The sequence below is a fragment of the Catonella sp. genome (genome assembly GCF_052169795.1).
In the GTDB taxonomy this organism is placed as follows: Bacteria; Bacillota; Clostridia; order Lachnospirales; family Lachnospiraceae; genus Catonella.
On record NZ_JBQNBU010000034.1, the window covers coordinates 1 to 22,162 of the forward strand.

Sequence of the window (22,162 nt, forward strand, 5' to 3'; positions counted from 1 at the left end):
TGTGGACTTATGGGAGCATTAGGCATCATACTTAAGATGTTTGCTACCATTCCGTTTGGACCGTTTACTATTACTTATGCGTGGATACCGAACCGTATAGTTGACTTTTTATTTGGGCCTGCTGTGGGAGGTATATATGGTGGAGTTATGGATATAATTAAATTCATAATGAAACCTACAGGTTCATTCAGTATAGGTTACACAGCTCAGGCGGTACTCGCAGGTATTATATTCGGTGCTGTATTGTACAAGAAGCCTGTAAGCCTTATGAGGATAGTTTTTGTTCAAAGTATAGTTAAAATATTTATTAATGCAGGAATGGGAACTTATCTTATGGCATTTGAAAGAGGAGAGGGATTTATGGCTCTCTTACCGGCAAGATTTATCAAAAATTTAATAATGATACCTTTAGACAGTATACTGCTTTTTGTTGTGCTTACTGCACTTGCAAATGTTTTACCAAGACTTAAGAAGAGTATATAGGATGAAAGATTTATGTGGAGGGGATTATGGAAAACGATAAAAAATTAGTTGTTGTAGCCCTTGGAAGAAATGCATTTGGAAAGACCATACCTAAGCAAAAGGAAAATGTTAAAGCAGCTGCTGAAAAAATAGCAGATATAGTTATGGCAGGGTACAGGGTGGTAGTAACCCATAGTAATGGAGAACAGATAGGAATGCTCCATACTGCAATGACGGAATACTCAAGGCTTGAGCCGGAATTTTCAGTTGCCCCTATGTCTGTATGCGGGGCTTTAAGCCAGGGCTACATAGGTTATGATTTGCAGAACGGTATAAGGGAGGCTCTGCTTAACAGAGGTATATACAAAACTGTATGTACTATTATAACTCAGGTAAGAGTTGATCCTTTTGACAAGGCATTTACCAATCCGAGCAAGGTCATTGGAAGGTACATGAATCAGGATGAAGCAGATGCTGAGGTTAATAAGGGCAATTTTGTTGTTAAGGAAGAAAAAGGATTTAGAAGAGTTATTCCGTCACCTCGTCCTATTGATATCTATGAAATAGATGCGATAAGAACACTTGCTGAGGCAGATCAGGTTGTAATTGCCTGTGGTGGCGGCGGTATTCCGGTTATGCAGCAGGGTACAGCCCTAAAGGGAGCAAGTGCCATTATAGAAAAAGATTTTACTGCTGCAAGATTAGGGCAGATGCTTGGAGCAGATGAAATAATTTTTGTTACAAATAAAGATAACTTGATTGTGCATAAAGGTACTGCAGAGGAGATGCCGCTTTCTCATATAACTGTAAAAGAAGCAAGAGAGTATATGGAAGAGGGAAATTTTGAAAAGGGGCTTGATCTTGCAAAGATAGAGGCGGCGGTAGAGTTTGTAACTACCGGTTCAGGAAAGAGAGCTATAATTACTTCTTTAGATAAGGTCTTGTCAGGTATAAAAGGCAGGGCAGGGACAATAATTAGTGTTGATTAAGTAAGTTATAAGAAGGTGGCAGTGCAGCAAAGAAGATGCACTGTCACTTTTGTGTTGTAGTCTAATGATTTAACAAACTGTCAGACATAGATTCGGCTATTTTGTTTGCTTCCAAATTACATTCCGTAAGAGCCTTTCTTATGTCATTACCCTTTGCAATTGATTGTAAAGTTTTCCACCAAAGAGAGCGAACCTCAGTCCAACCGGGGGTTACTTGATAATAATCACCCATAGAAAGCATGAAATGTTCTGAAAATAAAGCCATGGTATTATTAAATTTAGAATCAGAATAAACATCGGTTAATTCTTTATGTACAGGGAAAAAATGTGAGGCTTTTACAGCCTTCCTTACTCCTTTTGGATTGTTTGCCATGTAGTCTATGAAGAGCTTAGCTGCCTTTATTTTATTTTCGTTGCCGCTATTAAAAATTCCGAATCCCCAAATTCCACTTACCAGTTTAGATGATCCGGTGGGAGAAGGAAATTTCATAGGTATAATTTCATCTAGCTCGGTAGTTCTACCCGGAGCACTCATAGAATTGTCATTTTGTGCTGAAGAATTCCAGCATATAGACATAGCAAGTTTTCCGGTACGGAATTTTTTGATTTCATCACTGCTGTTTAGCTTAGGATTGATAGAGATTCCGTTTCTGGAAATAAGAGCAGTTAAGGCAGCCACATTTTTTGTGGAATCTATAGTATATGACTGGTGGAATTTATCTGTGAAAGAGCCGTCATACAGATTATTTATCAGTGCTCTGCTGCCCTGGTCTCCACTCTGACCGTCACAATAGATATTTAGTACATCGGTATATCCGGATTGGTAAATAGCATCTACGGCTTTGAAAAAGTTTTCTGTAGTCCAAGTATGGTTTACAGCATTTATGTATTTTAAGGCATTTGCTTTTTCGAAAATTTTTTTATTTATAGCCATACAGTGAGTAGCCATACATAGTGGATATTCATAATATTTGTCATCGTTTGAGCGGCAGGTAAGTACTACATTTTCGTAGATATCCTTTGATGCATCCGTGTACAAATCTGAAAGATCTACCATAAGTCCACGCTTGCCCCAGTTGGCTACAAGTCTTTCAGGACCTTCCAATACTATGTCGGGTGCCTGATCGGTCTTGAGAGCGGCAGCTATTTCTTTATCGCCGTATCTATAGTCTAAAAAATTTACCTTAACAGAAATTTCAGGATGAAGTTCCGTAAAATCATTAATCAGTTCAGCTACTGTATCTTTATTTCCCCAATCGCCTACAGGATAAGTCCAAAGACTTATTTCGGTATCATCTATTACTGGTCTGGCAATATTACCTGTACATGCAGTCATATTAAGACAGACACAACAAATGAGAAAGGCGATAAACAGGTTTTTGAATTTCATATAAGCACCCCGCATTTTATTAATGAAGTAAATTTCAAGTTGTCTAATTCTATTTATAAGTATATCAATTCTTTAAATATTTTCAAGAGAGCAGATAAAATTTTCATAGACAGTTAAATTAAAAATAGTTATAATAATTTGGGTTAAGTTTTTAACAAGCCTTGAATGACAAAAAGAGTTTTGTTAAGATGATGATAGAATAACTTTTGAAAGGAAATTGATATGGATAGATATTTAGAAAGCTCCAAAAGGCTTATTAATTTTTTAGATGCCAATCCAAGTCCTTTTCATGTGATAGCTGCCCTTGGTAAAATGTATGAAAAGGCAGGGTTTAAAAGGCTGTCGGAGAAGGAAAGGTTTGAAGTAAAAAGGGGTGAAAATTACTTTGTGACCAGAAATAATTCTTCTATTATAGCATTTAGAGTACCGGAGGGGGATTTTAAGGGCTTTAACATTACTTCGGCACACAGTGACTCTCCTACATTTAAGATTAAGGTGAATGCTGAGATTAAGGTGGAAAATAATTTTGTTAAATTAAATGTAGAAAAATATGGCGGAATGCTGATGGCACCTTGGTTTGACAGACCCCTTGGTATAGCAGGCAGGGTTATGATAAAGAATGGGGGAAAGATAGAGGAAAGGCTGCTTCATATAGACAGGGACATAATTATGATGCCGAGCCTTGCAATACATATGAATCGAGAGGCTAATGAGGGTTATAAGTATAATGCTCAAACGGATACCCAGCCTGTATTTGCCGAGCTTTCTTCTAAAATAAGTCTGCTTGACATACTCGCAAGAGAGCTTGGAGTTGATAAAGAGGCAATTTTAGATACAGATCTTTTCTTAACTAATAGAGTGAAAGGAACTGTTTGGGGAGCGGACAATGAGTTTATAGCAGCCGGCAGGTTAGATGATCTTCAATGCGTATTTGCCGGTGCGGAGAGCATAATTGAGGCAAAAAATAAAACTGCTATTGCAGTACACTGTGTTTTTGATAACGAAGAAGTAGGATCCGGTACGAAGCAGGGAGCTGCCTCTACTTTTTTGAAGGATGTACTGCTTCGTATAAATAAGGCTCTTGGAGGGGATGAGGAGAGTTATTTTCAGGCAGTTGCAAGGAGTTTTATGGTATCGGCTGATAATGCACATTCCATACATCCGAATTATACGGAAAAAGCTGACCCTTGTAACAGACCTATGGTAAATAAGGGGGTTGTCGTTAAGTATAATGCAAATCAGAAATATACTACGGATGCGGTTTCGGGAGCGGTGTTCAGAGATATTTGTGCTGAGGCAAATGTGCCGGTTCAGACTTTTACAAACCGCTCGGATGTTGCCGGAGGCTCTACTCTCGGCAATATTTCCAACACTCAGGTATCCCTAAATGCAGTTGATATAGGTATGGCACAGTGGGCTATGCATTCTCCTTATGAGAGTGGAGGAGTTAAGGATACATACTATCTTAAAACAGCACTGAAGCAGTTTTTTGAAACAGATATAAGCACTAAGTTAGATTAAGAATATTTTATTTAAGAATGGGACTATCCGGACGGGTGTGTAAAATATAGGGTTGAAGAGGAGAAGGGAATGGAGTTAAAAAATAAAAAAATTTTACTAGGTGTGACAGGCGGTATTGCGGCATATAAAGCCCCTGAAATTTGTAGTTTACTGTGTAAACAGGGGGCAAATGTTAAAGTGATTATGACAGAAACTGCAAAACAATTTGTAAGTAAACTGACTTTTCAGACAATGTCACGTAATTTAGTTTATACAGATATGTTTGAAGAATATCCACAGAATGCTGAAATTAGCCATATAAGTCTGGCAAAATGGGCAGATATTTTTGTGATTGCACCCGCCAGTGCCAATTCGATTGCTAAATTTGCCAATGGAATCAGTGATAATCTCTTGTCTGCCACTTTTTTAGCCGCCCGTTCTCCTGTTATGATAGTACCGGCAATGAATACCTTTATGTTAAATAATCCGGCAACCGAAGCAAATATGAATACATTGAAAGAGAGAGGAATTGCAATTTTAGCAACTCAGTCTGATTTACTTGCTTGTAATGATGTGGGAAGCGGCAAGATGTTAGAGCCTGCCGAGATTGTAGAGGAAATTGACAACAGGCTCAGAAAAAAGGATTTATTGGGGAAGAATGTATTAGTGACTGCCGGACCAACAATAGAAGCTATTGATCCGGTTCGTTATTTAACTAATTATTCTAGTGGAAAAATGGGGTATGCGTTGGCAGAAGAGGCTGAAAAAAGAGGAGCAAATGTGACCTTAATTTCCGGTCCTACTGCTATTAAGAAACCAAAAGTAAGTAAATTTATTTCGGTGGTATCTTCTCTTGATATGTATCAGGCGGTTTTGGAGAATTTTGTGAATGCTGATATTGTAATAAAGGCGGCAGCACCGGCAGATTACCGCCCCAAAGTTTATCATTCACAAAAAATTAAAAAGGAAACAGGTGGTGAGTTTAAAATTGAATTTGAAAGAAATCCGGATATTTTAAAGTCAGTAGCTGCAAAAAAGAGACATCAGTTTATGGTAGGCTTTGCCGCAGAATCAGAAAATGAATTAGCTAATGCGATGACAAAGCTGACTGCTAAAAATTTGGATATGATTATTGTGAATAATATAAAGGCTGAAAATGCGGGGTTTCAATCAGATACCAATGTAGTGACGATTATTGATAAGCATAAAAATATAGAAAATATTGAGGAAATGACAAAAATTGAACTTGCTAAGTTAATTTTGGATAAGATAAAAAAAGCAGCTGCCTTTTAATGTTTTAATTGGCAGCTGCTCTGTTTAATTTGTTTATAAAAGCGTTATTTATATTTTTTTCTTAAGGTATTGACGATTGCTGTAACCAGTATGACAGCTATGATTACTTCAGGAATACCGTTGATTATACCGATAGTAAGAATTGTCCGTCCTACTGTTGAAACATCTTTGCCAAGTGCTGATACAAACTGTTCTCCATAAAGAAAATAAATTAAACTTAGTACTAATAAAGTATTAATCAATGTTCCGGCAACAGCAGAAATAACTATGTCAATAGAGGCTTCTTTTAGTTTTTTCAGACTGAAAAACATAGTAAGCAATACTATTGATAAAAGGACTGTATTTATTATGATTGAGGCAGTTTTAGCTTGTTGTATGGCTGAAAAGATACCATAGCCCAAGTATAGAGAAATTCCGACCCAAATGATGGCAATTAAGAGTTTGGTTTGTTTCTTGCTTATTGCTTTAACAAAAGAATAAATATAAGCAGTTCCAAGCCCGATGATAATTCTAGGGAGTACGGAAACCAGTGGATTTAAAAAAGCAAAAGATACTATTGTGGGTTTCATAATTGCATTAAAAAGGCTTGAAAGTCCGAATATCAGTCCGACAAATCCACCTACAACAGGACCGCCCATAATTGCCCCGATAATTACGGGAATGTGCATAATAGTAGCAGCGGTAGGGCCTATTGGAATAAAACCCATAGGAGTAAGACCTAAAAAGATGGTAAGCCCACCTAATACTCCAATTAAAGCAATATTTTTTGTGTTGTTCGAATAAGTGTTGTTCATGATTTTCCTCCGATCCGGTTCTTTTTGATACCAGTCGATTTATAGTTACAGTTTGGTCTTGTCCTACTCGTAATGATGCAGGCAGATAGACCGATAATATTATATATCAAGACATGGATAATGTCTAGTATTATTATTTTGCTGCTTTAGTTTAAACATTGAAAAATACTGTTTTTAGTGATAACATGGTACAAGAAGATGTTATTTACTATAAAATTATTTATTAAAGGACATCTGTGGAGATGAAAAGAAACAGGTGTCCTTTAAAAAGATAAAACTGCCATAATGTTTTGTCGGATATATATAATCTGTTAAAGCTATGGCAGTTTTTAAGGTGGATATATATTGTGGCAATACAGGTTTAGGAAGAAATGAAAATTGGTTAACAAAAACAGGAGAAAAATAACTATGGAAAAGCATTTTTTAGATCCTAATACTTTACTTGGTAGGATTGTAACAAGTAAGGAAAAATATGAGGTGGTACATCTTTCTTTGAAGGCAGGAAATGAAGTACCTGAGTATACGAATGAATCGGAGATTTTAATCTTTGTGATAGAGGGTGAAATTTTGCTTAAGACGGAGGAAGATATTGTTTTAAAAAGTCTTGAACTGGCAGAAGTTCCAAGCAGAGTAGAGCATAAGATGATAGCTGTTAAAGACAGTCAGGTAATGGCTGTTAAGATTAAATAAGATGGCAGAGAAGGCAGAATCATGGAAAATAAATTGATTGAATTATTAAAAAAAGAAATTGCAGATAAAAAGGTGCTTATACTGGGATTTGGCAGAGAAGGAAGACTGAACCTTGAAACGGTACGGAGAGCAGGTTTGGCTAAAGAAGTTGTTGTCGCAGACCAAAACGAGGTTGATGTACAGGATATACGCACTATAACGGGAGCTTCCTATTTGGACTGCATAGATGAGTTTGACCTTGTATTTAAAAGTCCCGGAGTGGTTCTGCCTAAGCCGTTTGATGAATACAAAGCAGTTATAACTTCGCAGGCGGAGTATTTTCTTAAGGTGTATGGAAATAAGACTATTGGAATTACAGGAACTAAGGGGAAAAGTACAACTACAACCCTTATCTGTCATGAACTGAAAGAAAATGGCTTTGATGCCCTCCTGCTTGGCAATATAGGGATTCCTGCCTTTGCACTCTTAGATGAGATAAATGAAGATACTAAGATAGTCTTTGAACTTTCCTGTCATCAGCTTGAATATGGCAAATACTCGCCACATATTGGAGTGTACCTGAATGTTTTTCCGGAGCATCTTGACCATTATGGCAGTTTTGAAAAGTACAGGACTGCTAAGGAAAATATTTACAAGAATCAAAAGAGAGGTGACAGGCTTTACTGTGGAAGTGGGGTTATTCCGAGAGAGGGAGAGGCAGAATCTACTGTTACTGTAATCTATGATTTTAACCGTGATGATAAGGCACTTGAAATGGACGAGCACATTACTACTTTTGTAGAAAAAAATTTCATTTCGTACAACAATCATACCTTGGGGATAGATGAAGATAGTATAGCTCTCAAAGGCTTTCATAATTTTTTTGACATAGCAGTGGCATTCGCAGTGTGCAGTGACTTGGGAGTGTCGGAAGAAGGTTTTGTTAAAGCTTTAACAAAATATAAAACTCTGCCGCACCGTCTTGAGTTCGTGGGGAATATTGATGGCATTAAGTATTATGATGATTCGATTTCTACAATTCCTGCAACGGCGATAGAGGCTATAAATACTATAAAAGACACTGATACTATAATTATAGGAGGAATGGATAGGGGAATAGACTACGAGCCTTTAATTAAGTATCTTGAAACCTCGTCTGTGCCGAATATTATCCTTATGGAAACAACGGGAGCGAGAATAAGAGAAGAAATAAAGATGGGTTACATGGAACTAAATAATTCTGACAGACTACATCTTGTTGATAATCTTAGCGAGGCTGTAAAACTTGCTAAGGCTGTTACAACAAAGGGTAAATCTTGTATAATGAGTCCGGCAGCAGCTAGTTATGGTATTTTCAAAAATTTTGAAGAAAGAGGCGAAGTTTTTAAAAAGCTGGTAAAAGAGAGATGAAAGAAAAGAAGAATCTGACACTTAATTATGTATCAGTACAAATAGGACTTTGGACGATGTATGCCCCTCTTATGGGGTATACATCGGTATTTTTGCTGGCAAAAGGCTTTTCTAATACCGAAGTTGGATTGATTTCGGCAATGGGCTGTATAATTTCCGCAATCTTACAGGCAATAGTATCCGGCTATGCAGATAGGGAAAAGAGCAGATCCGTAAAAAGTATTTTAATAATTATAGCTGTAGTTCAGTTTGCGTTGGCAGTAATGCTTCTTGTATTAAACAATAATTTTGTAATTGCTATTGGAGTTATTTTTGGAGCTCTAATAGCATTGTTGCAGCTTATGGTTCCGCTCGCCAATTCACTTGCAATGGAAATGATGAATCAGGGTAAGAAGATTAATTATGGGGCGTCAAGGGGCACTGCATCTTTGTTTTATGCTATTTTCGTAAGTGTTATGGGACTCTTTGCCAAGGGAGATGATTTAAGAGTTGTGCCTTTAGCTACTATACTTTCTGTGTCTATTTTAGTTATTGGCACCCTGCTTTTTCCTTTTAGAAAGGCAGTGAGGATTATGCCTGTAGAAGTTGAGCATAAGGTAGAAAGTAAGGCATTTCTTATTAAATATCCTAAGGTGGCTCTGTTTTTGATTGGAGCAATCTGTGCCTATGTAGGGCATAATCTTATAAACACCTTTTTATATCAGATAGTGGTATTAAAAGGAGGAGGCAGTGTAAATATGGGAGTCTGCCTTTCTTTGGCTGCTATGTTTGAAATACCTGTGATGTTTGGCTTTGTGTACTTGCTTGCAAGGCGTGACAGCAGTGTCTGGGTAAGGGTTGGAAGTGTCGGCATCATGCTTAAGATAATACTCACTCTTATAGCTCCGGATATGATGTCTTTATATGTAGTTCAAGTCTGCCAAATGTTTGGATTTGCTGTTTTTGTGGTTGCGACAGTTTATTATGCAAATCAGGCGGTTGAGGAATGTGACAGGGTTAAGGGACAGGCATATATGACAATGGCAAATACCTTGGGTATAGTATTTGCTTCTGTTCTTGGCGGTGTACTCATAGACTTATATGGAACTAACGGCATGATGATAGTGGGTTCTGTAATTACAATAGCAGGCTGTGCTATGATATTTGCATCTACTGTAAGAAGGAAATAATTGATTTTATGTTTCGGTTGACAAAGGAAACAATATATAATACCATATAGATATTGTATACAAGTATACTATTTAACCGGAGGTTTTATGAAAAAGATACCGTTTGTAAACTTAGATGAAGTGAAAGAGATAGTAAAGACCTATCCGACACCTTTTCATATCTATGATGAAAAAGGCATTCGTGAAAATGCAAGGAATTTAAAAAAGGCATTTTCTTGGAATAAAGGATTTAAAGAATACTTTGCAGTTAAAGCAACGCCTAATCCATATATTTTAAATATTCTTAAGGAAGAGGGATGCGGTACGGATTGTTCATCCCTTACTGAACTTATGCTTTCAGAAGCCTGCGGCATAACAGGTGAGGAAATAATGTTTTCTTCAAATGTGACTCCTGCCGAAGAATATGTGAAAGCAAGAGAGCTTGGAGCAATAATCAACCTTGATGATATTACACATATAGATTTTCTTAAGGAATGTGCAGGTATTCCGGAGAAGATAAGCTGCCGTTACAATCCGGGCGGAGTATTTAAGGTAAGTAATGATATTATGGATAATCCGAATGATGCTAAATATGGTATGACAAAGCCGCAGATGTTTGAAGCCTTTACAAGGCTTAAAGAACTTGGAGTAAAAGAATTTGGTATCCATTCATTCTTGGTAAGCAACACTGTGACAAATGATTACTACCCTATGCTTGCTGCAGAGCTTTTTAAGCTTGCCGTGGAACTGAAAGAAAAATGTGGAGTGCATATAGGCTTTGTGAATCTTTCCGGAGGAGTAGGAGTTCCTTACAGACCTGAACAGCAGGCAAATGACATCTTTGTTATAGGAGAAGGTGTTAAAAAAGTCTTTGATGAAATTCTTGTGCCAAATGGCATGGGAGATGTAGCTATATTTAGTGAACTTGGAAGATTTATGCTTGCACCTTTTGGACACCTTGTAACCAAGGCGGTACATGAGAAGCATATTTACAAAGAGTATATAGGAGTGGATGCCTGTGCTGCAAATCTTATGCGTCCTGCTATGTATGGAGCATATCATCATATAACGGTACTTGGAAAAGAAGATGAGGCAGAAGAGTTTAAGTATGATGTTACAGGTTCACTTTGTGAAAATAATGACAAATTCGCAGTAGACAGGATGCTCCCGCATATTGATAAGGGGGATTATCTGGTAATCCATGATACCGGAGCACATGGTTTTTGTATGGGATATAACTATAACGGGAGGCTTAGATCAGCTGAACTTTTAAAAACTGAAGCCGGAGAAATTAAGCTCATAAGAAGGGCGGAAACACCTGATGATTATTTTGCAACCTTGGATTTTGCCGGATTGAAAAAATAAAAAATTTTGTTTTTGTGATTTTTACTCCTTATTACTAAAGTATTTGTAAAGTTTGCCGATAAATAAATCAGAGATACTAATTACATTGGTAGGAAGATTTGTTCATTGGCAAACTTTTTTTATTATAGGATTTTTAGTAAATAAAAGCTATATCCGAGGATATATGACCAATGTGTTAAGGTATGTGAATACATACCTTATTCAAACCGATAACGAATGGAAGGTGACTGTTATGAGAGTAGATAATTACGGGCAGGTTGCAAATGCTTATAAGGTGAGCAAGGCAAGAAAGGCTGAAGCTGTATTTAAGGCAAACAAAGTTAATGATACTGTAGAGATTTCAAATGCAGCTAAAACATTTCAGGTAACAAGAACAGCTGTGGCCGCTGCTCCGGATATTCGTGAAGAAAAGGTTGCAAAGCTTAAAGCTGCAATTGAAGAAGGTACATATACCGTATCAGGTAGAGAGATAGCTGATAAACTCGTTGAGGGTTATTTTGCAGTATAATAATACGGATTGAGCGGAGGAACCATGGCAAGCTTAATAGAAGAGTTAATCAGGGTACTGGATGATGAGGAGAAAATCTACAGTGAGATTATTCCCATTGCTGAGAAGAAAACCCGGACAATTGTAAATAATGACCTCCAGTCTTTAACTGGCATTACTGAAGAAGAGCAAGAGTTAGTAGGCAAAATCAGTAAGCTGGAAAAGAAAAGACAGGAGGTCATTCGTAATATAGGGATAGTAATGAATAAAAAGGAAAGCGAGTTAAATTTCACTACTATCATAGACTTGCTTAAGGGGCAGGAAAAAGAACAGGAAGAATTGCGAAAGCTTCATGATAGGCTAAAGCGTACTATAGAAACTTTAGACTTGGTGAATGAGAGGAATCAGATGCTTATAAAACAGTCGATTGAGATGATTGATTTTGATATTAATCTGATACAGAGCCTTAGAAGTGCACCGGGATTAGGACAATACAACACTGCTTCAGAAGTAGAGTTACAGGGACCGGGCAGGGGAATGTTTGATGCTAAGAGTTAAAATGTTCTTTTGATTGAGTTAGTCTTAAATAACTTAAGAAAAGAATTTTAATTATGGTCGGGAGATAAGATATGGGATTAATGACAAGTTTTGGTGTGGGGGTTTCGGGACTTAATACAGCCCAGCATTCCTTAAATACAACAGCACATAATATTACTAATGTAGATACAAAGGGATATGTCCGTCAGCAGGTGGTTACGGTTGATAAAGAGTATGAAAAGGCTGCCACCGTGAAGAGGCTTGACCAGACAGGACATGGATCTATTATTGCAAAAGTAAGACAGCTAAGAGATAGGTTCTTAGATGGAGCATATAGAAGAGAGAGTGGCAGGCAGGGATTTTATCAGGCTCAGACTGAAGTAGTGGCTGAGGTGGAAAATCTATTCGGCGAGCTTCATGGAACTACCTTTCAGAGTGCAATGCAGGGGCTTTGGAAATCTGTACAGGAACTCCAGAAAGAGCCTGAAAGTGTGGTTGCAAGGACTTCTTTAGTAGAAACTGCTAATACATTTATTGAACGCTGTCAAAATATCGTGACTCAGCTTAAGAGCTTCAGGCAGAATGTAAATCTTAAGATAAAAAATACAGTAAACAGAGTAAATGAAATAGGAAAAAGGATAGATCAGCTTAATATGCTCATCCGTAAGGAAGAGGCAGGAGGATATTCTGCAAATGATTACAGGGATGAGCGAAATAAGCTACTTGATGAACTGGGCGGTTATGTCAAGATGGATTACAAGGAAGTAAAAGATGGAACTGTCCTTGTAACAATAGAAGGTACTCAGTTTGTCACTGAATTCGGAATAAATGAGATAGGTCTTAAGAGTACCGAGGACAGCCTTAATCTTTATACGCCTGTATGGAATTTTGATACGAATGAAAAGGGAGAACCCAGGGAAGTGTTTAATTTCTCCACCCCTCCTACAGCGGCTGCGGATACGGACATAGGTTCGCTTAAGGGACTTCTTCTTTCAAGAGGTACACAGGGAAGATATACAGATATTCCGGTACAGCCAAAGCCGGAAGATTATGAAAATGGTGAAGAAGATGAGTACTATATCGAGGCTATGAAGGCTTTTGAAGAGGCTAAGTTAAATTATAACAATAAGATAGCACCGTCTCTCCTTACTAATACAGAGGCACAGTTTGACCAGCTAATTCATGGACTGACTACCATGATTAATAATGTGCTTGCACCTAATCTTACTGCTACATGGACAGATGGTGGTGAGCCTGTATGGAGAAATTCAGAGGGCAAGATATTAGAGGGAGATGAAATCCCTGATATGGATGTGAGTGATTTGGATGAATACAAGGTAGAAGAAAGGGATGCACTCGGCCGTCCTACAGGTAGATACAAGGTATCTATCTTAGATAAAAAGAAGGCTCCGGTAAGTTCGGATAGCTCTAAAACTCCGGGGCATGCTCTCTTTGAAAGAAAGGGAATGCCTCGCTACAAGGAAGTAGAAATTAACGGCAATAAGGTGATGGTGTATAACGAAGAAAACTATGATCCGAAGGACGAGGGCTCAAAGTATTCTATGTATACAATGGGAGAGCTTGAGGTAAATAAGAAAATTAGAGAGAATGTTTCCCTTATTCCTTTAAGTTATAATACCAATACCGGCGATTATAGTATGGATATAGCTGCAAAGCTAAACAAGGTATGGGATAATAAATTTTCTACTCTCAACCCTAATACACTTACAAAGAACACATTAATGGATTATTATACTACATTTACCTCGGAGATTGCTAATACAGGTAATACAAAGAGAGTGCTGGCAAAGAGTCAGGACATTACTAAAGAAAGTGTGGAAAATCAGAGGCAGCAGGTAATAGGTGCTTCCTCCGATGAAGAACTTACCCATATGATTAAATATCAGCAGGCTTTCAATGCAGCTTCGAGATATGTAACTGCAATAGATGAACTTCTTGAACATTTGATACTTAAGCTTGGAAGCTGATGTAAAACAGCAGAATAGGAGAAGGATATGCCATCAACATTTTTTGGATTAGATATAGGAACTTCAGGGCTTCATACTTATCAGGCAGCCCTTAATACTACCTTCCACAATATTACAAATGCAAAGACTGAGGGGTACAGCAGGCAGCAGTTAAACCGTCAGGCTAAAGACCCAATAGCTATAGCACAACGCTATGGCATGGTAGGTACGGGTGTAATAGGAAATAAGATTACACAGATAAGGGATGAGTATTATGATTTAAAATATCGTACAGCAAATACTATCAATGGAGAATATGACTCAAGGACATATTACTTAAAAGCCATGCAAAATTATCTGAATGAGATAAAAGAAGGGGGATTCAATACTAATTTTAAAAACCTCTTTAACGGTATGTCGGAAGTGGAAAAAAATCCTACGAGCAAGTCCGCAAGAGCACAGATGGTAAATCAGGCATATGCACTTACAGAATATTTCAATAACCTTTCTGAAAATTTAAAAAATACTCAGAATGAGGTAAATTTTAATATAAAAAATACTATAGATGCAATCAACTCATACGGAGATCAGATAGCAACCCTTACGAAACAGATAAATATTATTGAGGTAAGCGGAGGCTATGCCAATGACCTTAGAGACCAGAGAAATCTTATTGTAGATAAGCTTTCAAAGCTTGCAAATGTGACTGTTAAGGAAGAAAGAATAGGCGAGGGAATGAGTGGCAGCCTTTCGGGTGTTACACATTATACAGTTAAGGTAAATGGCGGCTATCTTGTAAATAATTATGAAGCAAACAGAATAGAGGCAGTACCTAGAACTCATATCAACAATATGAACGATGTGGAGGGACTCTATGACCTTCAGTGGTCGGACGGACAGAACTTTGCTACTCACCATAATAATTTAGGCGGAAAGCTTGGAGCCTTGTTCCAGATGCGTGATGGAAATAACAGGGCTTCATTAAGATGCCATGTAAAAGAGGCATCGGCAGGAGATACCGAACTCACACTTGAGGATACAAATATAAACAGTGTGGAAAATATGAATTTTCCTCCAAAGGGAAAGATTACAGTTGGAAGTGAAGAGTATGAATACACAGGTTTTGATGTAAAGGTAGAAAAAGATCCGGATACAGGTAAGACAAAGTTTAAATATACATTTAAGTTAAAAGAGGATAAGCCTATACAAAAAGATATAACCGAGGATGACAAGGTTGTGGCAAAAATAGGTGAGCAGGTGGATTTTAAGGGGATACCTTATTACCTTGACCAGTTGAATCACTTTATAAGGAAGTTCTCAAAAGAATTTAATGAAATACATAAGACCGGTGAGGATTTGGAAGGCAATAAGGGCAGGGAATTATTTAACGGCAAGGATGAGGTAACCGGAAATAATTATAGGTTTAAAGTGCCCGGAACCAAGGATGAAGATGGAAATGAAATAGAGGAATTTTCATCTGAAGATGAAACTTATTATAAGATGACTGCACATAATTATTCTGTAACTAAGGAGTTTAAGGAGAATCCGGGACTTGTGGCAGCAGCGAGTTCAATAGCCAATGGTGTTGAGAATACGGATGTGATGAAGAAGTTAGAAAATCTTCAAAAAGATAGAACTATGTTTGACCAGGGAAAGCCGGAAGAATTCTATCAGTCGCTTACCTCAGATATAGGTGTGGATACCAAAACCGCTGAAACTTTCAGTAAGAATCAGAACATGATAGTTAAATCCATTGATAATCAGCGTATATCTATTTCAGGTGTAGATACAGAGGAAGAGGCTATGAACATGGTTAGATTTAAGAACTGTTATGATCTTTCAGCGAAGATAATTACGGTAATGAATGAAATATATAATAAGCTGATAAATGAAATGGCAATCTAGAAAGGGCAAAAGCTATGATGAGAGTTACTAACCAGATAATGACTAATAATACTATTTCAAATATAAATAATAATAAGGTCAATCTGATGAACATAGAAGAGCAGTATCAGACAGGCAAAAAGATACAGCGTCCTTCAGACGACCCTATAGTTGCGGTAAGGGCATTGAAACTCCGTAACAGCCTTACAGAGATAAAACAGTATTTTAAGAAAAATGTGCCGGATGCTAAAAGCTGGCTTCAGGTAACTGAAAGTGCCCTAAAACAGGTGACGAATATATGTACTACACTCCACAGTCTTGCTGATCAAGGTTCACAGGATACACTTACACCGGAAGACCGTACCAGTATAATGAAGACTATGCAGCAGTACAGAAAGCAGATTTATCAGGAAGGTAATGCGAGTTATGCAGGAAGGTATGTATTTACCGGATATAAGACAGATACCAGTCTTACCTATCTTCAGGATGATAAGAGCAGGCAGTATACAATAACTGAAGAGTTAGATAAAACAGCATTAAAAACCGGCACAAGAACGGTTGGAGGCTTTGCTGCAAAAGATTATGAGCCGGGTGGAACTAATGATTTTTCAGAACATGCTGAAAATAAGACGGTTAATTATCTTAGGCTTTCATATAATAAGTTGGATAAGGCATCGGAGGGCTTTCCGAAACTTACATATAAAGATGAAGATGGTAATGAGGATGATATTGACATTACTTCAGAAAATGAGAATGGAGAGGTGCTTACATCAAGCGACCCGAAAGCCTATGAAAAGCCTGAAAGTGGTGCGAAATATATAGCTGATACAGGAGAACTTATACTTTCAGATGAGGCATATGAAAAGCTTAAAAATGCAAAAAGCTTTAATGTAGAATACAATAAGACTGAGTTTGCAGCAGGGGATGTGCGTCCTGAGCATTATTTTAACTGTAAGGCTACTCCTTTTGATGAAGAAGGAAATCTTGTAGAAGATGAAGATAAGATTATAAATTACAAAAAGGAAGATCAGGATATTGAGTATGAAGTAAGCTTTAATCAGAGACTTCAGGTAAATACTCAGGCTAAAGATGCCTTAAGACAGGACTTAGGCAGAGAATTAGACGGTATTCTTGCCAGTATTGAAGATGTAAATTTGGTAGAAAATAAGATAAAAGAAGTAGATAGACTGATTGGCAATACTACAGACGAAAAGGATCTTGCGAGTCTCAAACAGCTTAAAGAGCAGATGAATACTGAGCTTACTCTTAAGAAAAAGGTAATGCAGGAGAGATTTTCAAAATCACTTAACAGTATAAGAGATTATCAGGATGTGGTAAATAAGTCTATTGCAGACCTTGGAAGCCGTGATGCAAGGTTAAATCTAACTGAACAAAGACTCTCAGGGCAGAACGATGATTTTACAGATCTTATGTCAAATAATGAAAATGCAGACCTTGTAGAAACTATTATTAACTTTAATGCACAGACAGTAATATACAATGCATCATTAAAGGCAGGAGCAAAGGTAGTACAGAATACCCTGCTTGATTTCTTAAGATAAAAATTAGCTCTTCCTATGGGGTAAAATCAATTGTGATATTAGAAAGAGGTGTTATAATGCTTGCACAGACAAGATTTTTTGGAGAAGTTGATATTGATGAAGAGAAAATCCTTACATTTGAAAATGGAATCATAGGGTTTGAAGATATGAAACGCTGGACTATAATGTATGACATTGAGAATGGCTCGGGAGGGCTTATTTCATGGTTTCAGTCACTTGACTTTGCAGGACTGGCACTACCTATTATAAGTCCGTATTCAGTGATTGAAAGATATGAGCCTATAGTTGAGGATGAACTCTTGAAAACACTGGGGGAATTTAAGGATGAAGAACTTGTTACATTTTTAACAATAACTATTCCAAGTGAAGATCCAAGTAAGACAACAGCTAATTTCAGAGCTCCTTTATTTATCAATCCGAATAACCGTAAAGGGGTGCAGATTATTGTAAATAATGAGGACTATCCTATTAAGTTTAATATTTACGATTCGGTACAGAAGATGAAAGCAGAGCAGAATAAATAAGGGGGGATGAAAATGTTAGCACTGTCGAGAAAACCCGGTGAAAGTTTAGTTATAGGCAATAATATAGAGGTGACTATACTGGAAGCAAAAGGGGAGCAGATAAAAATAGGGATTACTGCACCTGATAATATTCCAATTTACAGGAAAGAGCTTTTTGAGCAGATTCAAAATTCCAATAGGGAAGCATCTGAGATTTCCGAGCATACACTTAAGAATCTTGACAAAATTTTTGGGTAGGGCTTAATTAGGTTAAGTTTAGGGTAAATTTTGCCGATATGTCTTGTAGAAAGCGTGTTCTATGTTTAAATTTTAAAAAGCAAAGGATTGTAGAGTGAGTTTACATGGAGGTGAACAAATGAGTCTTAAAATGATGCCGGGTATATTATCCCAGTCTACAGGTGTAGATATGAGCGGTAATACGGGTTACCCTGTTAAGGACAGCTCAGAAGCTGATTTTGATATTGATGTGATTGCTATGGGTCAGGCAGGAACCGGTTATACAGGTCAGGCAGATTCTCAGAATGAGGAAGAAATTTCTGATGCTGAGGCAGAACGCCGTATAAAGAGTGTGATTGATCAGGCAAATGAAAAAATTAAACAGAATAATGGTTATAGGAGATTAGCTTTTTCATATAATAAGGAAACTAAGAAAATTTCCATAAAAGTATATGATGAATCTACTAAAGAAATTATAAGGGAGATTCCACCTGAAAAGATGCATGATATGCTGGCTAAAATAAAGGATCTTGTAGGAATAATAGTGGACGAGAAAAGATAAGGAGGAAGAGCTATGGGAGTGAGGCTTTCAGGATTAAATTCCGGCATGGATACAGAAGCCATGATTAAGAAAATTATGGATGCCCATAAATTAAAACTTAATAAAGTAGAAGGTAAACGGACTAAGCTTGACTGGCAGAAAGAAAAGTGGAAGGATCTTAATAACAAATTATATTCATTATATACAAGTAAAGTTTCTTCTCTTAGGTTTGCAAAGGCATATGGAACGAAGAAGGTTACAAGTTCTGATGAGAAAGTGGCTAAAGTTACAGGTGAACCATCGGCAGTAGATGGAATTCACAGGATTCAGGTAAAACAGCTGGCTACTGCTCAAAGCCTTACAGGGTCTAAGATTGAAGGAAGTGAGCCTATTACCAAAAAAACTTCACTGAAGGACTTAGGCTTTGAAATGGGTACGGAACTTACATTTAAGGTAGGGGATAAGGAACATACATTTGAAGTTGATGAAAATACTACAATAGAGGATTTTGTTGCTGAAGCTAAAAAAGCCGGATTAAATGCTAACTTTGATGAAAAACAGCAGAGATTTTATCTGTCTTCCAAAGAAACAGGAGCAGCAAATACCTTTTCCGTTAAAGAGTCTAAATATGGTGAGGAAAAAGAAGAGGGATTAAAGGCTCTTGGTCTTGTAAAAGATGATGCAAAACATACTGAGCCAACTAAGGTTGAGGCAAAAAATGCAATTTTCAGTGTTGATGGAACTGAATATAATACAGCAAGCAATGTAAATAGCATAAACGGTTTAAATATAACTCTTACAGGTACTACAGCAAACTACAACTCAGCTGATTTGAGTAAGGGTGTAACTGTTGCTTCAAATACTGATGTTGAGTCTGTATATAATAATTTTAAGAGTTTTATAAAAGAATATAATTCCATCTTAAAAGAGATGAACGATCTTTACTATGCCGGTGTTGCAAAGGGATATGATCCGCTTACTTCTGAACAGAAGAAAGAGATGTCCGCCGGTGATGTAGAGGCTTGGGAAAAGAAAATAAAAGAATCAATGTTAAGGAGAGATCCTGCCCTTGGTAAGGTTCTCAATGCTATGAAGACTGCTATGCAGAGTGCTGTAAATGTAGGTGCTGATGAAGACGGTAAGGGCGGCAAGAGATATAGCCTTGCAAGCTTCGGAGTAATGACTTCTACTGATTATAAGGAAAAAGGTCTTCTGCATATGTATGGAGATTCTGAAGATGGAGTATATTCCGGTAAGCCGGATAAATTGAAGAAGGCACTTACCGAGCATCCGGAAGAAACAGCAGAGGCTTTAAAGGGCATTATGGAGAACCTGTATAATAAAATGACAGATGCAATGAAGGGTACCAGCCTTTCTTCTGCAATGACTTTCTACAATGATAAGGAAATGAACAAGCTTTCTGATTCATATAAGAAAGAATATAATACCTTGGAAGCTAAAATAAATAAGATTGAAGACAAGTACTATAAGCAGTTTGCGGCTATGGAAAAGGCCATGGCAAAGATGAATGCTCAAAGTAACAGTCTGTCAAGTTTGCTCGGGAAGTAACAGATAAGGGGAGGAACTAAAGATGGCGAATGTAGCAAATCTTTATCAGGGGGCAGCTGTGAGTACAGCTACTCCGGCTGAGCTTACACTTATGCTTTATAATGGAGCTATTAAGTTTTGTAATCAGGCAGCTGTAGGCATAGAAGAAAAAAATATAGAGAAGGCAAATACCAATCTGATTAAGGCTCAGAATATAATATGGGAGCTTCAGGGAACTCTTGATTTTAAATATCCTATAGCTAAAGATTTTGATTTGATATATAAAAAGATATTAAATAATCTCCTGCTTGCCAATGTTAAAAAGGATGTAGACAGGCTTAATGAGGCACTTGAGGATATAAGAGGCCTTAGAGATGTGTGGGCAAAGGTGATGAAGGTGGCTAAAACATCATGATGGATATGGACATTTTTAGTTATTTAGAGTTAATGAAGGACTCATTAATCAAGAAAGATAGAATTCTTGAATCTGTTATTGAACTTACAAGGATGCAGGAAGAACTGTTAGATGAGGATGGTTTTAATGAAGATGGTTTCGACAGTCTGATAGCTAAAAAAAGTGAATTAATTGATGAAATTGAAAAGCTTGATGAGGGTTTTGACCTGATATATAAGAGGGTTGCAGATAAAATCAAAGAAAATCCTAATGCTTACAGGCAGATTATAGAAAAGCTTCAGGAACTGATTAGAATTCTTGTAGATAAAGGAGTCGAAGTAGAAACTACAGAAAGGCGGAATCAGGTTAAGTTTGATTTGAAGGTTGCTAAGAGCAGGGATAAGATTCGAACCTATAAGCTTAACAGCAATGCCGTTACAAAATACTATAGTAACATGAGCGGAAATACAGGAGAAAATAATTATTTTTTAGACCAAAAAAAATAATTTAAAATAGGCTAAAGTTTTTTTGGGACTATCCGATATATAAATTGAAAGTAAAATTTAAGGTTAATCTAATGGAGTGTACGGCCTTAGAGCTACTGAAAATTTTATGCATATTAAATACATTCAGCAAGGAAGCTGAATTAAAATTCAAGGAGGAAATTATTATGGTAGTACAGCACAATCTTACAGCAATGAACTCTAACAGACAGTTAGGTATCACAAGTGCACTTCAGGCAAAGTCTTCTGAAAAGCTTTCATCAGGATTTAAGATCAACAGAGCAGCAGATGATGCAGCAGGTCTTACAATTTCTGAGAAGATGAGAAGTCAGGTAAGAGGTCTTAACAGAGCTTCAGCTAACGCACAGGATGGTATTTCACTTATCCAGGTAGCAGAAGGTGCTCTTAACGAGACACACTCAATCCTTCAGAGAATGAACGAGCTTGCAACACAGGGTGCAAACGATACAAATACTGAAGACGACAGAAAGGCAATCCAGAGCGAGCTTGATGAGCTTGTTAAGGAAATCGACAGAATAAGTAATACAACTACATTCAATACTCAGGTTCTTCTTGATGGTAGTTTTGAAGACAAGGCTCTTCAGGTAGGAGCTAAAGAAGGTGAGAATGAAGTTATTAAGATTACTATTAAGCCAATGAGCAAAGAAGGTCTTAACTTAGAAGATGAGAATGGAATTGAGGATAATGCTGGTGGTCAGACTCGTATGACTTCTTATCAGGAGGCTATTAAGCTTGTTTCTGAGCAGAGATCTAACCTCGGTGCTCTTCAGAACCGTCTTGAGCATACAGTTCTCAACATTGATAACATTTCTGAGAATACACAGGCAGCTGAGTCTCGTATCCGTGATACCAATGTTCCTAAGGAAATGGTTGAGTTCAGCAAGAACAACATTCTTACACAGGCAGGTCAGGCTATGCTTGCACAGGCTAACCAGTCTACACAGGGTGTTCTTTCATT

22 protein-coding genes are annotated in these 22,162 nt (G+C 37.3%); 20 read left to right on the forward strand and 2 right to left on the reverse strand.

The features are described from left to right. Both ACTTKP_RS06640 and arcC read left to right on the forward strand, forming a co-directional pair. Window positions 1–483: folate family ECF transporter S component (locus ACTTKP_RS06640; protein ID WP_442553125.1), on the forward strand; the 483-nt coding region annotated here is incomplete at its 5' end. A 26-nt stretch (window positions 484–509) separates the two neighbouring features. After that, window positions 510–1,451 (forward strand): carbamate kinase, encoded by a 942-nt coding sequence (gene arcC, locus ACTTKP_RS06645; protein ID WP_442553126.1) that lies wholly within the window; start codon window positions 510–512, stop codon window positions 1,449–1,451. Window positions 1,452–1,512: 61 nt separating this feature from the next. On the opposite strand, the gene ACTTKP_RS06650 is transcribed toward arcC, so the two are convergent. Beyond that, window positions 1,513–2,841 carry an extracellular solute-binding protein gene (locus ACTTKP_RS06650; protein WP_442553127.1) on the reverse strand — a complete coding sequence of 443 codons (1,329 nt, stop codon included), beginning with the start codon at window positions 2,839–2,841 and terminating at the stop codon, window positions 1,513–1,515. 222 nt (window positions 2,842–3,063) lie between these two features. Here ACTTKP_RS06650 and ACTTKP_RS06655 point away from each other — a divergent pair, with 222 nt between their 5' ends. Then, on the forward strand, window positions 3,064–4,362 hold the full coding sequence (locus ACTTKP_RS06655; RefSeq protein ID WP_442553128.1) for a M18 family aminopeptidase: 1,299 nt from the start codon (window positions 3,064–3,066) through the stop codon (window positions 4,360–4,362). Between the two features lie 69 nt (window positions 4,363–4,431). Then, window positions 4,432–5,634, forward strand: a complete 1,203-nt coding sequence (gene coaBC, locus ACTTKP_RS06660) for a bifunctional phosphopantothenoylcysteine decarboxylase/phosphopantothenate--cysteine ligase CoaBC (RefSeq protein ID WP_442553129.1) — start codon at window positions 4,432–4,434, stop codon at window positions 5,632–5,634. A gap of 44 nt (window positions 5,635–5,678) precedes the next feature. Here coaBC and ACTTKP_RS06665 read toward each other — a convergent pair whose 3' ends face one another. Beyond that, window positions 5,679–6,428: an ECF transporter S component gene (locus ACTTKP_RS06665; RefSeq protein WP_442553130.1), complete on the reverse strand. Its 750-nt coding sequence runs from the start codon at window positions 6,426–6,428 to the stop codon at window positions 5,679–5,681. 408 nt (window positions 6,429–6,836) lie between these two features. On the opposite strand from ACTTKP_RS06665, the gene ACTTKP_RS06670 reads away from it, so the two are divergent. The 16 genes from ACTTKP_RS06670 to ACTTKP_RS06745 form a co-directional block, all read left to right on the forward strand. Next, window positions 6,837–7,118 carry a cupin domain-containing protein gene (locus ACTTKP_RS06670; RefSeq protein ID WP_442553131.1) on the forward strand — a complete coding sequence of 94 codons (282 nt, stop codon included), beginning with the start codon at window positions 6,837–6,839 and terminating at the stop codon, window positions 7,116–7,118. Between the two features lie 21 nt (window positions 7,119–7,139). Further along, window positions 7,140–8,507 carry a UDP-N-acetylmuramoyl-L-alanine--D-glutamate ligase gene (gene murD, locus ACTTKP_RS06675; RefSeq protein ID WP_442553132.1) on the forward strand — a complete coding sequence of 456 codons (1,368 nt, stop codon included), beginning with the start codon at window positions 7,140–7,142 and terminating at the stop codon, window positions 8,505–8,507. Further along, window positions 8,504–9,676, forward strand: coding sequence for an MFS transporter (locus ACTTKP_RS06680; RefSeq protein WP_442553133.1), 1,173 nt, complete (start codon window positions 8,504–8,506; stop codon window positions 9,674–9,676). The genes murD and ACTTKP_RS06680 overlap by 4 nt, the downstream gene beginning before the upstream one ends. A gap of 87 nt (window positions 9,677–9,763) precedes the next feature. Next, window positions 9,764–11,020, forward strand: a complete 1,257-nt coding sequence (locus tag ACTTKP_RS06685; RefSeq protein ID WP_442553134.1) for a diaminopimelate decarboxylase — start codon at window positions 9,764–9,766, stop codon at window positions 11,018–11,020. A 232-nt stretch (window positions 11,021–11,252) separates the two neighbouring features. Further along, window positions 11,253–11,528, forward strand: a complete 276-nt coding sequence (flgM, locus tag ACTTKP_RS06690; protein WP_442553135.1) for a flagellar biosynthesis anti-sigma factor FlgM — start codon at window positions 11,253–11,255, stop codon at window positions 11,526–11,528. A gap of 24 nt (window positions 11,529–11,552) precedes the next feature. Next, the gene (locus ACTTKP_RS06695; protein WP_442553136.1) at window positions 11,553–12,065 is read left to right on the forward strand and encodes a flagellar protein FlgN; all 513 of its coding nucleotides are present in this window, start codon (window positions 11,553–11,555) and stop codon (window positions 12,063–12,065) included. Window positions 12,066–12,136: 71 nt separating this feature from the next. Then, window positions 12,137–14,032, forward strand: a complete 1,896-nt coding sequence (gene flgK, locus ACTTKP_RS06700) for a flagellar hook-associated protein FlgK (RefSeq protein WP_442553137.1) — start codon at window positions 12,137–12,139, stop codon at window positions 14,030–14,032. 27 nt (window positions 14,033–14,059) lie between these two features. After that, the gene (gene flgK / locus ACTTKP_RS06705; protein ID WP_442553138.1) at window positions 14,060–15,916 is read left to right on the forward strand and encodes a flagellar hook-associated protein FlgK; all 1,857 of its coding nucleotides are present in this window, start codon (window positions 14,060–14,062) and stop codon (window positions 15,914–15,916) included. 14 nt (window positions 15,917–15,930) lie between these two features. Further along, on the forward strand, window positions 15,931–17,457 hold the full coding sequence (flgL, locus tag ACTTKP_RS06710; protein WP_442553139.1) for a flagellar hook-associated protein FlgL: 1,527 nt from the start codon (window positions 15,931–15,933) through the stop codon (window positions 17,455–17,457). Window positions 17,458–17,489: 32 nt separating this feature from the next. After that, a complete protein-coding gene (fliW, locus tag ACTTKP_RS06715) occupies window positions 17,490–17,981 on the forward strand; it encodes a flagellar assembly protein FliW (RefSeq protein WP_442553140.1) in 492 nt (163 codons plus the stop codon). Between the two features lie 12 nt (window positions 17,982–17,993). Then, entirely contained in the window at window positions 17,994–18,218 is a 225-nt protein-coding gene (gene csrA / locus ACTTKP_RS06720; protein WP_442553147.1) for a carbon storage regulator CsrA, read from the forward strand. Between the two features lie 118 nt (window positions 18,219–18,336). Continuing rightward, window positions 18,337–18,759 (forward strand): flagellar protein FlaG, encoded by a 423-nt coding sequence (locus ACTTKP_RS06725; RefSeq protein WP_442553142.1) that lies wholly within the window; start codon window positions 18,337–18,339, stop codon window positions 18,757–18,759. A gap of 12 nt (window positions 18,760–18,771) precedes the next feature. Then, entirely contained in the window at window positions 18,772–20,307 is a 1,536-nt protein-coding gene (fliD, locus tag ACTTKP_RS06730; protein ID WP_442553143.1) for a flagellar filament capping protein FliD, read from the forward strand. A 22-nt stretch (window positions 20,308–20,329) separates the two neighbouring features. Beyond that, the gene (gene fliS / locus ACTTKP_RS06735; protein ID WP_442553144.1) at window positions 20,330–20,701 is read left to right on the forward strand and encodes a flagellar export chaperone FliS; all 372 of its coding nucleotides are present in this window, start codon (window positions 20,330–20,332) and stop codon (window positions 20,699–20,701) included. Further along, window positions 20,698–21,186 carry a hypothetical protein gene (locus ACTTKP_RS06740; RefSeq protein ID WP_442553145.1) on the forward strand — a complete coding sequence of 163 codons (489 nt, stop codon included), beginning with the start codon at window positions 20,698–20,700 and terminating at the stop codon, window positions 21,184–21,186. The genes fliS and ACTTKP_RS06740 overlap by 4 nt, the downstream gene beginning before the upstream one ends. Before the next feature lie 164 nt (window positions 21,187–21,350). Next, window positions 21,351–22,162, forward strand: an 812-nt coding sequence (locus ACTTKP_RS06745) for a flagellin N-terminal helical domain-containing protein (protein ID WP_442553146.1), incomplete at its 3' end; no start/stop codon positions are given.

What these genes read in the sequence shown, in the direction of transcription:
- fliD (WP_442553143.1), top strand. Translation starts at nt 18,772, where the DNA reads ATGGGAGTGAGGCTTTCAGGATTAAATTCCGGCATGGATACAGAAGCC.
- murD (WP_442553132.1), top strand. Translation starts at nt 7,140, where the DNA reads ATGGAAAATAAATTGATTGAATTATTAAAAAAAGAAATTGCAGATAAA.
- ACTTKP_RS06665 (WP_442553130.1), bottom strand. Translation starts at nt 6,428, where the DNA reads ATGAACAACACTTATTCGAACAACACAAAAAATATTGCTTTAATTGGA.
- ACTTKP_RS06650 (WP_442553127.1), bottom strand. Translation starts at nt 2,841, where the DNA reads ATGAAATTCAAAAACCTGTTTATCGCCTTTCTCATTTGTTGTGTCTGT.
- ACTTKP_RS06680 (WP_442553133.1), top strand. Translation starts at nt 8,504, where the DNA reads ATGAAAGAAAAGAAGAATCTGACACTTAATTATGTATCAGTACAAATA.
- coaBC (WP_442553129.1), top strand. Translation starts at nt 4,432, where the DNA reads ATGGAGTTAAAAAATAAAAAAATTTTACTAGGTGTGACAGGCGGTATT.
- flgL (WP_442553139.1), top strand. Translation starts at nt 15,931, where the DNA reads ATGATGAGAGTTACTAACCAGATAATGACTAATAATACTATTTCAAAT.
- fliS (WP_442553144.1), top strand. Translation starts at nt 20,330, where the DNA reads ATGGCGAATGTAGCAAATCTTTATCAGGGGGCAGCTGTGAGTACAGCT.
- ACTTKP_RS06725 (WP_442553142.1), top strand. Translation starts at nt 18,337, where the DNA reads ATGAGTCTTAAAATGATGCCGGGTATATTATCCCAGTCTACAGGTGTA.
- ACTTKP_RS06685 (WP_442553134.1), top strand. Translation starts at nt 9,764, where the DNA reads ATGAAAAAGATACCGTTTGTAAACTTAGATGAAGTGAAAGAGATAGTA.
- ACTTKP_RS06670 (WP_442553131.1), top strand. Translation starts at nt 6,837, where the DNA reads ATGGAAAAGCATTTTTTAGATCCTAATACTTTACTTGGTAGGATTGTA.
- flgM (WP_442553135.1), top strand. Translation starts at nt 11,253, where the DNA reads ATGAGAGTAGATAATTACGGGCAGGTTGCAAATGCTTATAAGGTGAGC.
- ACTTKP_RS06740 (WP_442553145.1), top strand. Translation starts at nt 20,698, where the DNA reads ATGATGGATATGGACATTTTTAGTTATTTAGAGTTAATGAAGGACTCA.
- flgK (WP_442553138.1), top strand. Translation starts at nt 14,060, where the DNA reads ATGCCATCAACATTTTTTGGATTAGATATAGGAACTTCAGGGCTTCAT.
- flgK (WP_442553137.1), top strand. Translation starts at nt 12,137, where the DNA reads ATGGGATTAATGACAAGTTTTGGTGTGGGGGTTTCGGGACTTAATACA.
- ACTTKP_RS06695 (WP_442553136.1), top strand. Translation starts at nt 11,553, where the DNA reads ATGGCAAGCTTAATAGAAGAGTTAATCAGGGTACTGGATGATGAGGAG.
- arcC (WP_442553126.1), top strand. Translation starts at nt 510, where the DNA reads ATGGAAAACGATAAAAAATTAGTTGTTGTAGCCCTTGGAAGAAATGCA.
- csrA (WP_442553147.1), top strand. Translation starts at nt 17,994, where the DNA reads ATGTTAGCACTGTCGAGAAAACCCGGTGAAAGTTTAGTTATAGGCAAT.
- ACTTKP_RS06655 (WP_442553128.1), top strand. Translation starts at nt 3,064, where the DNA reads ATGGATAGATATTTAGAAAGCTCCAAAAGGCTTATTAATTTTTTAGAT.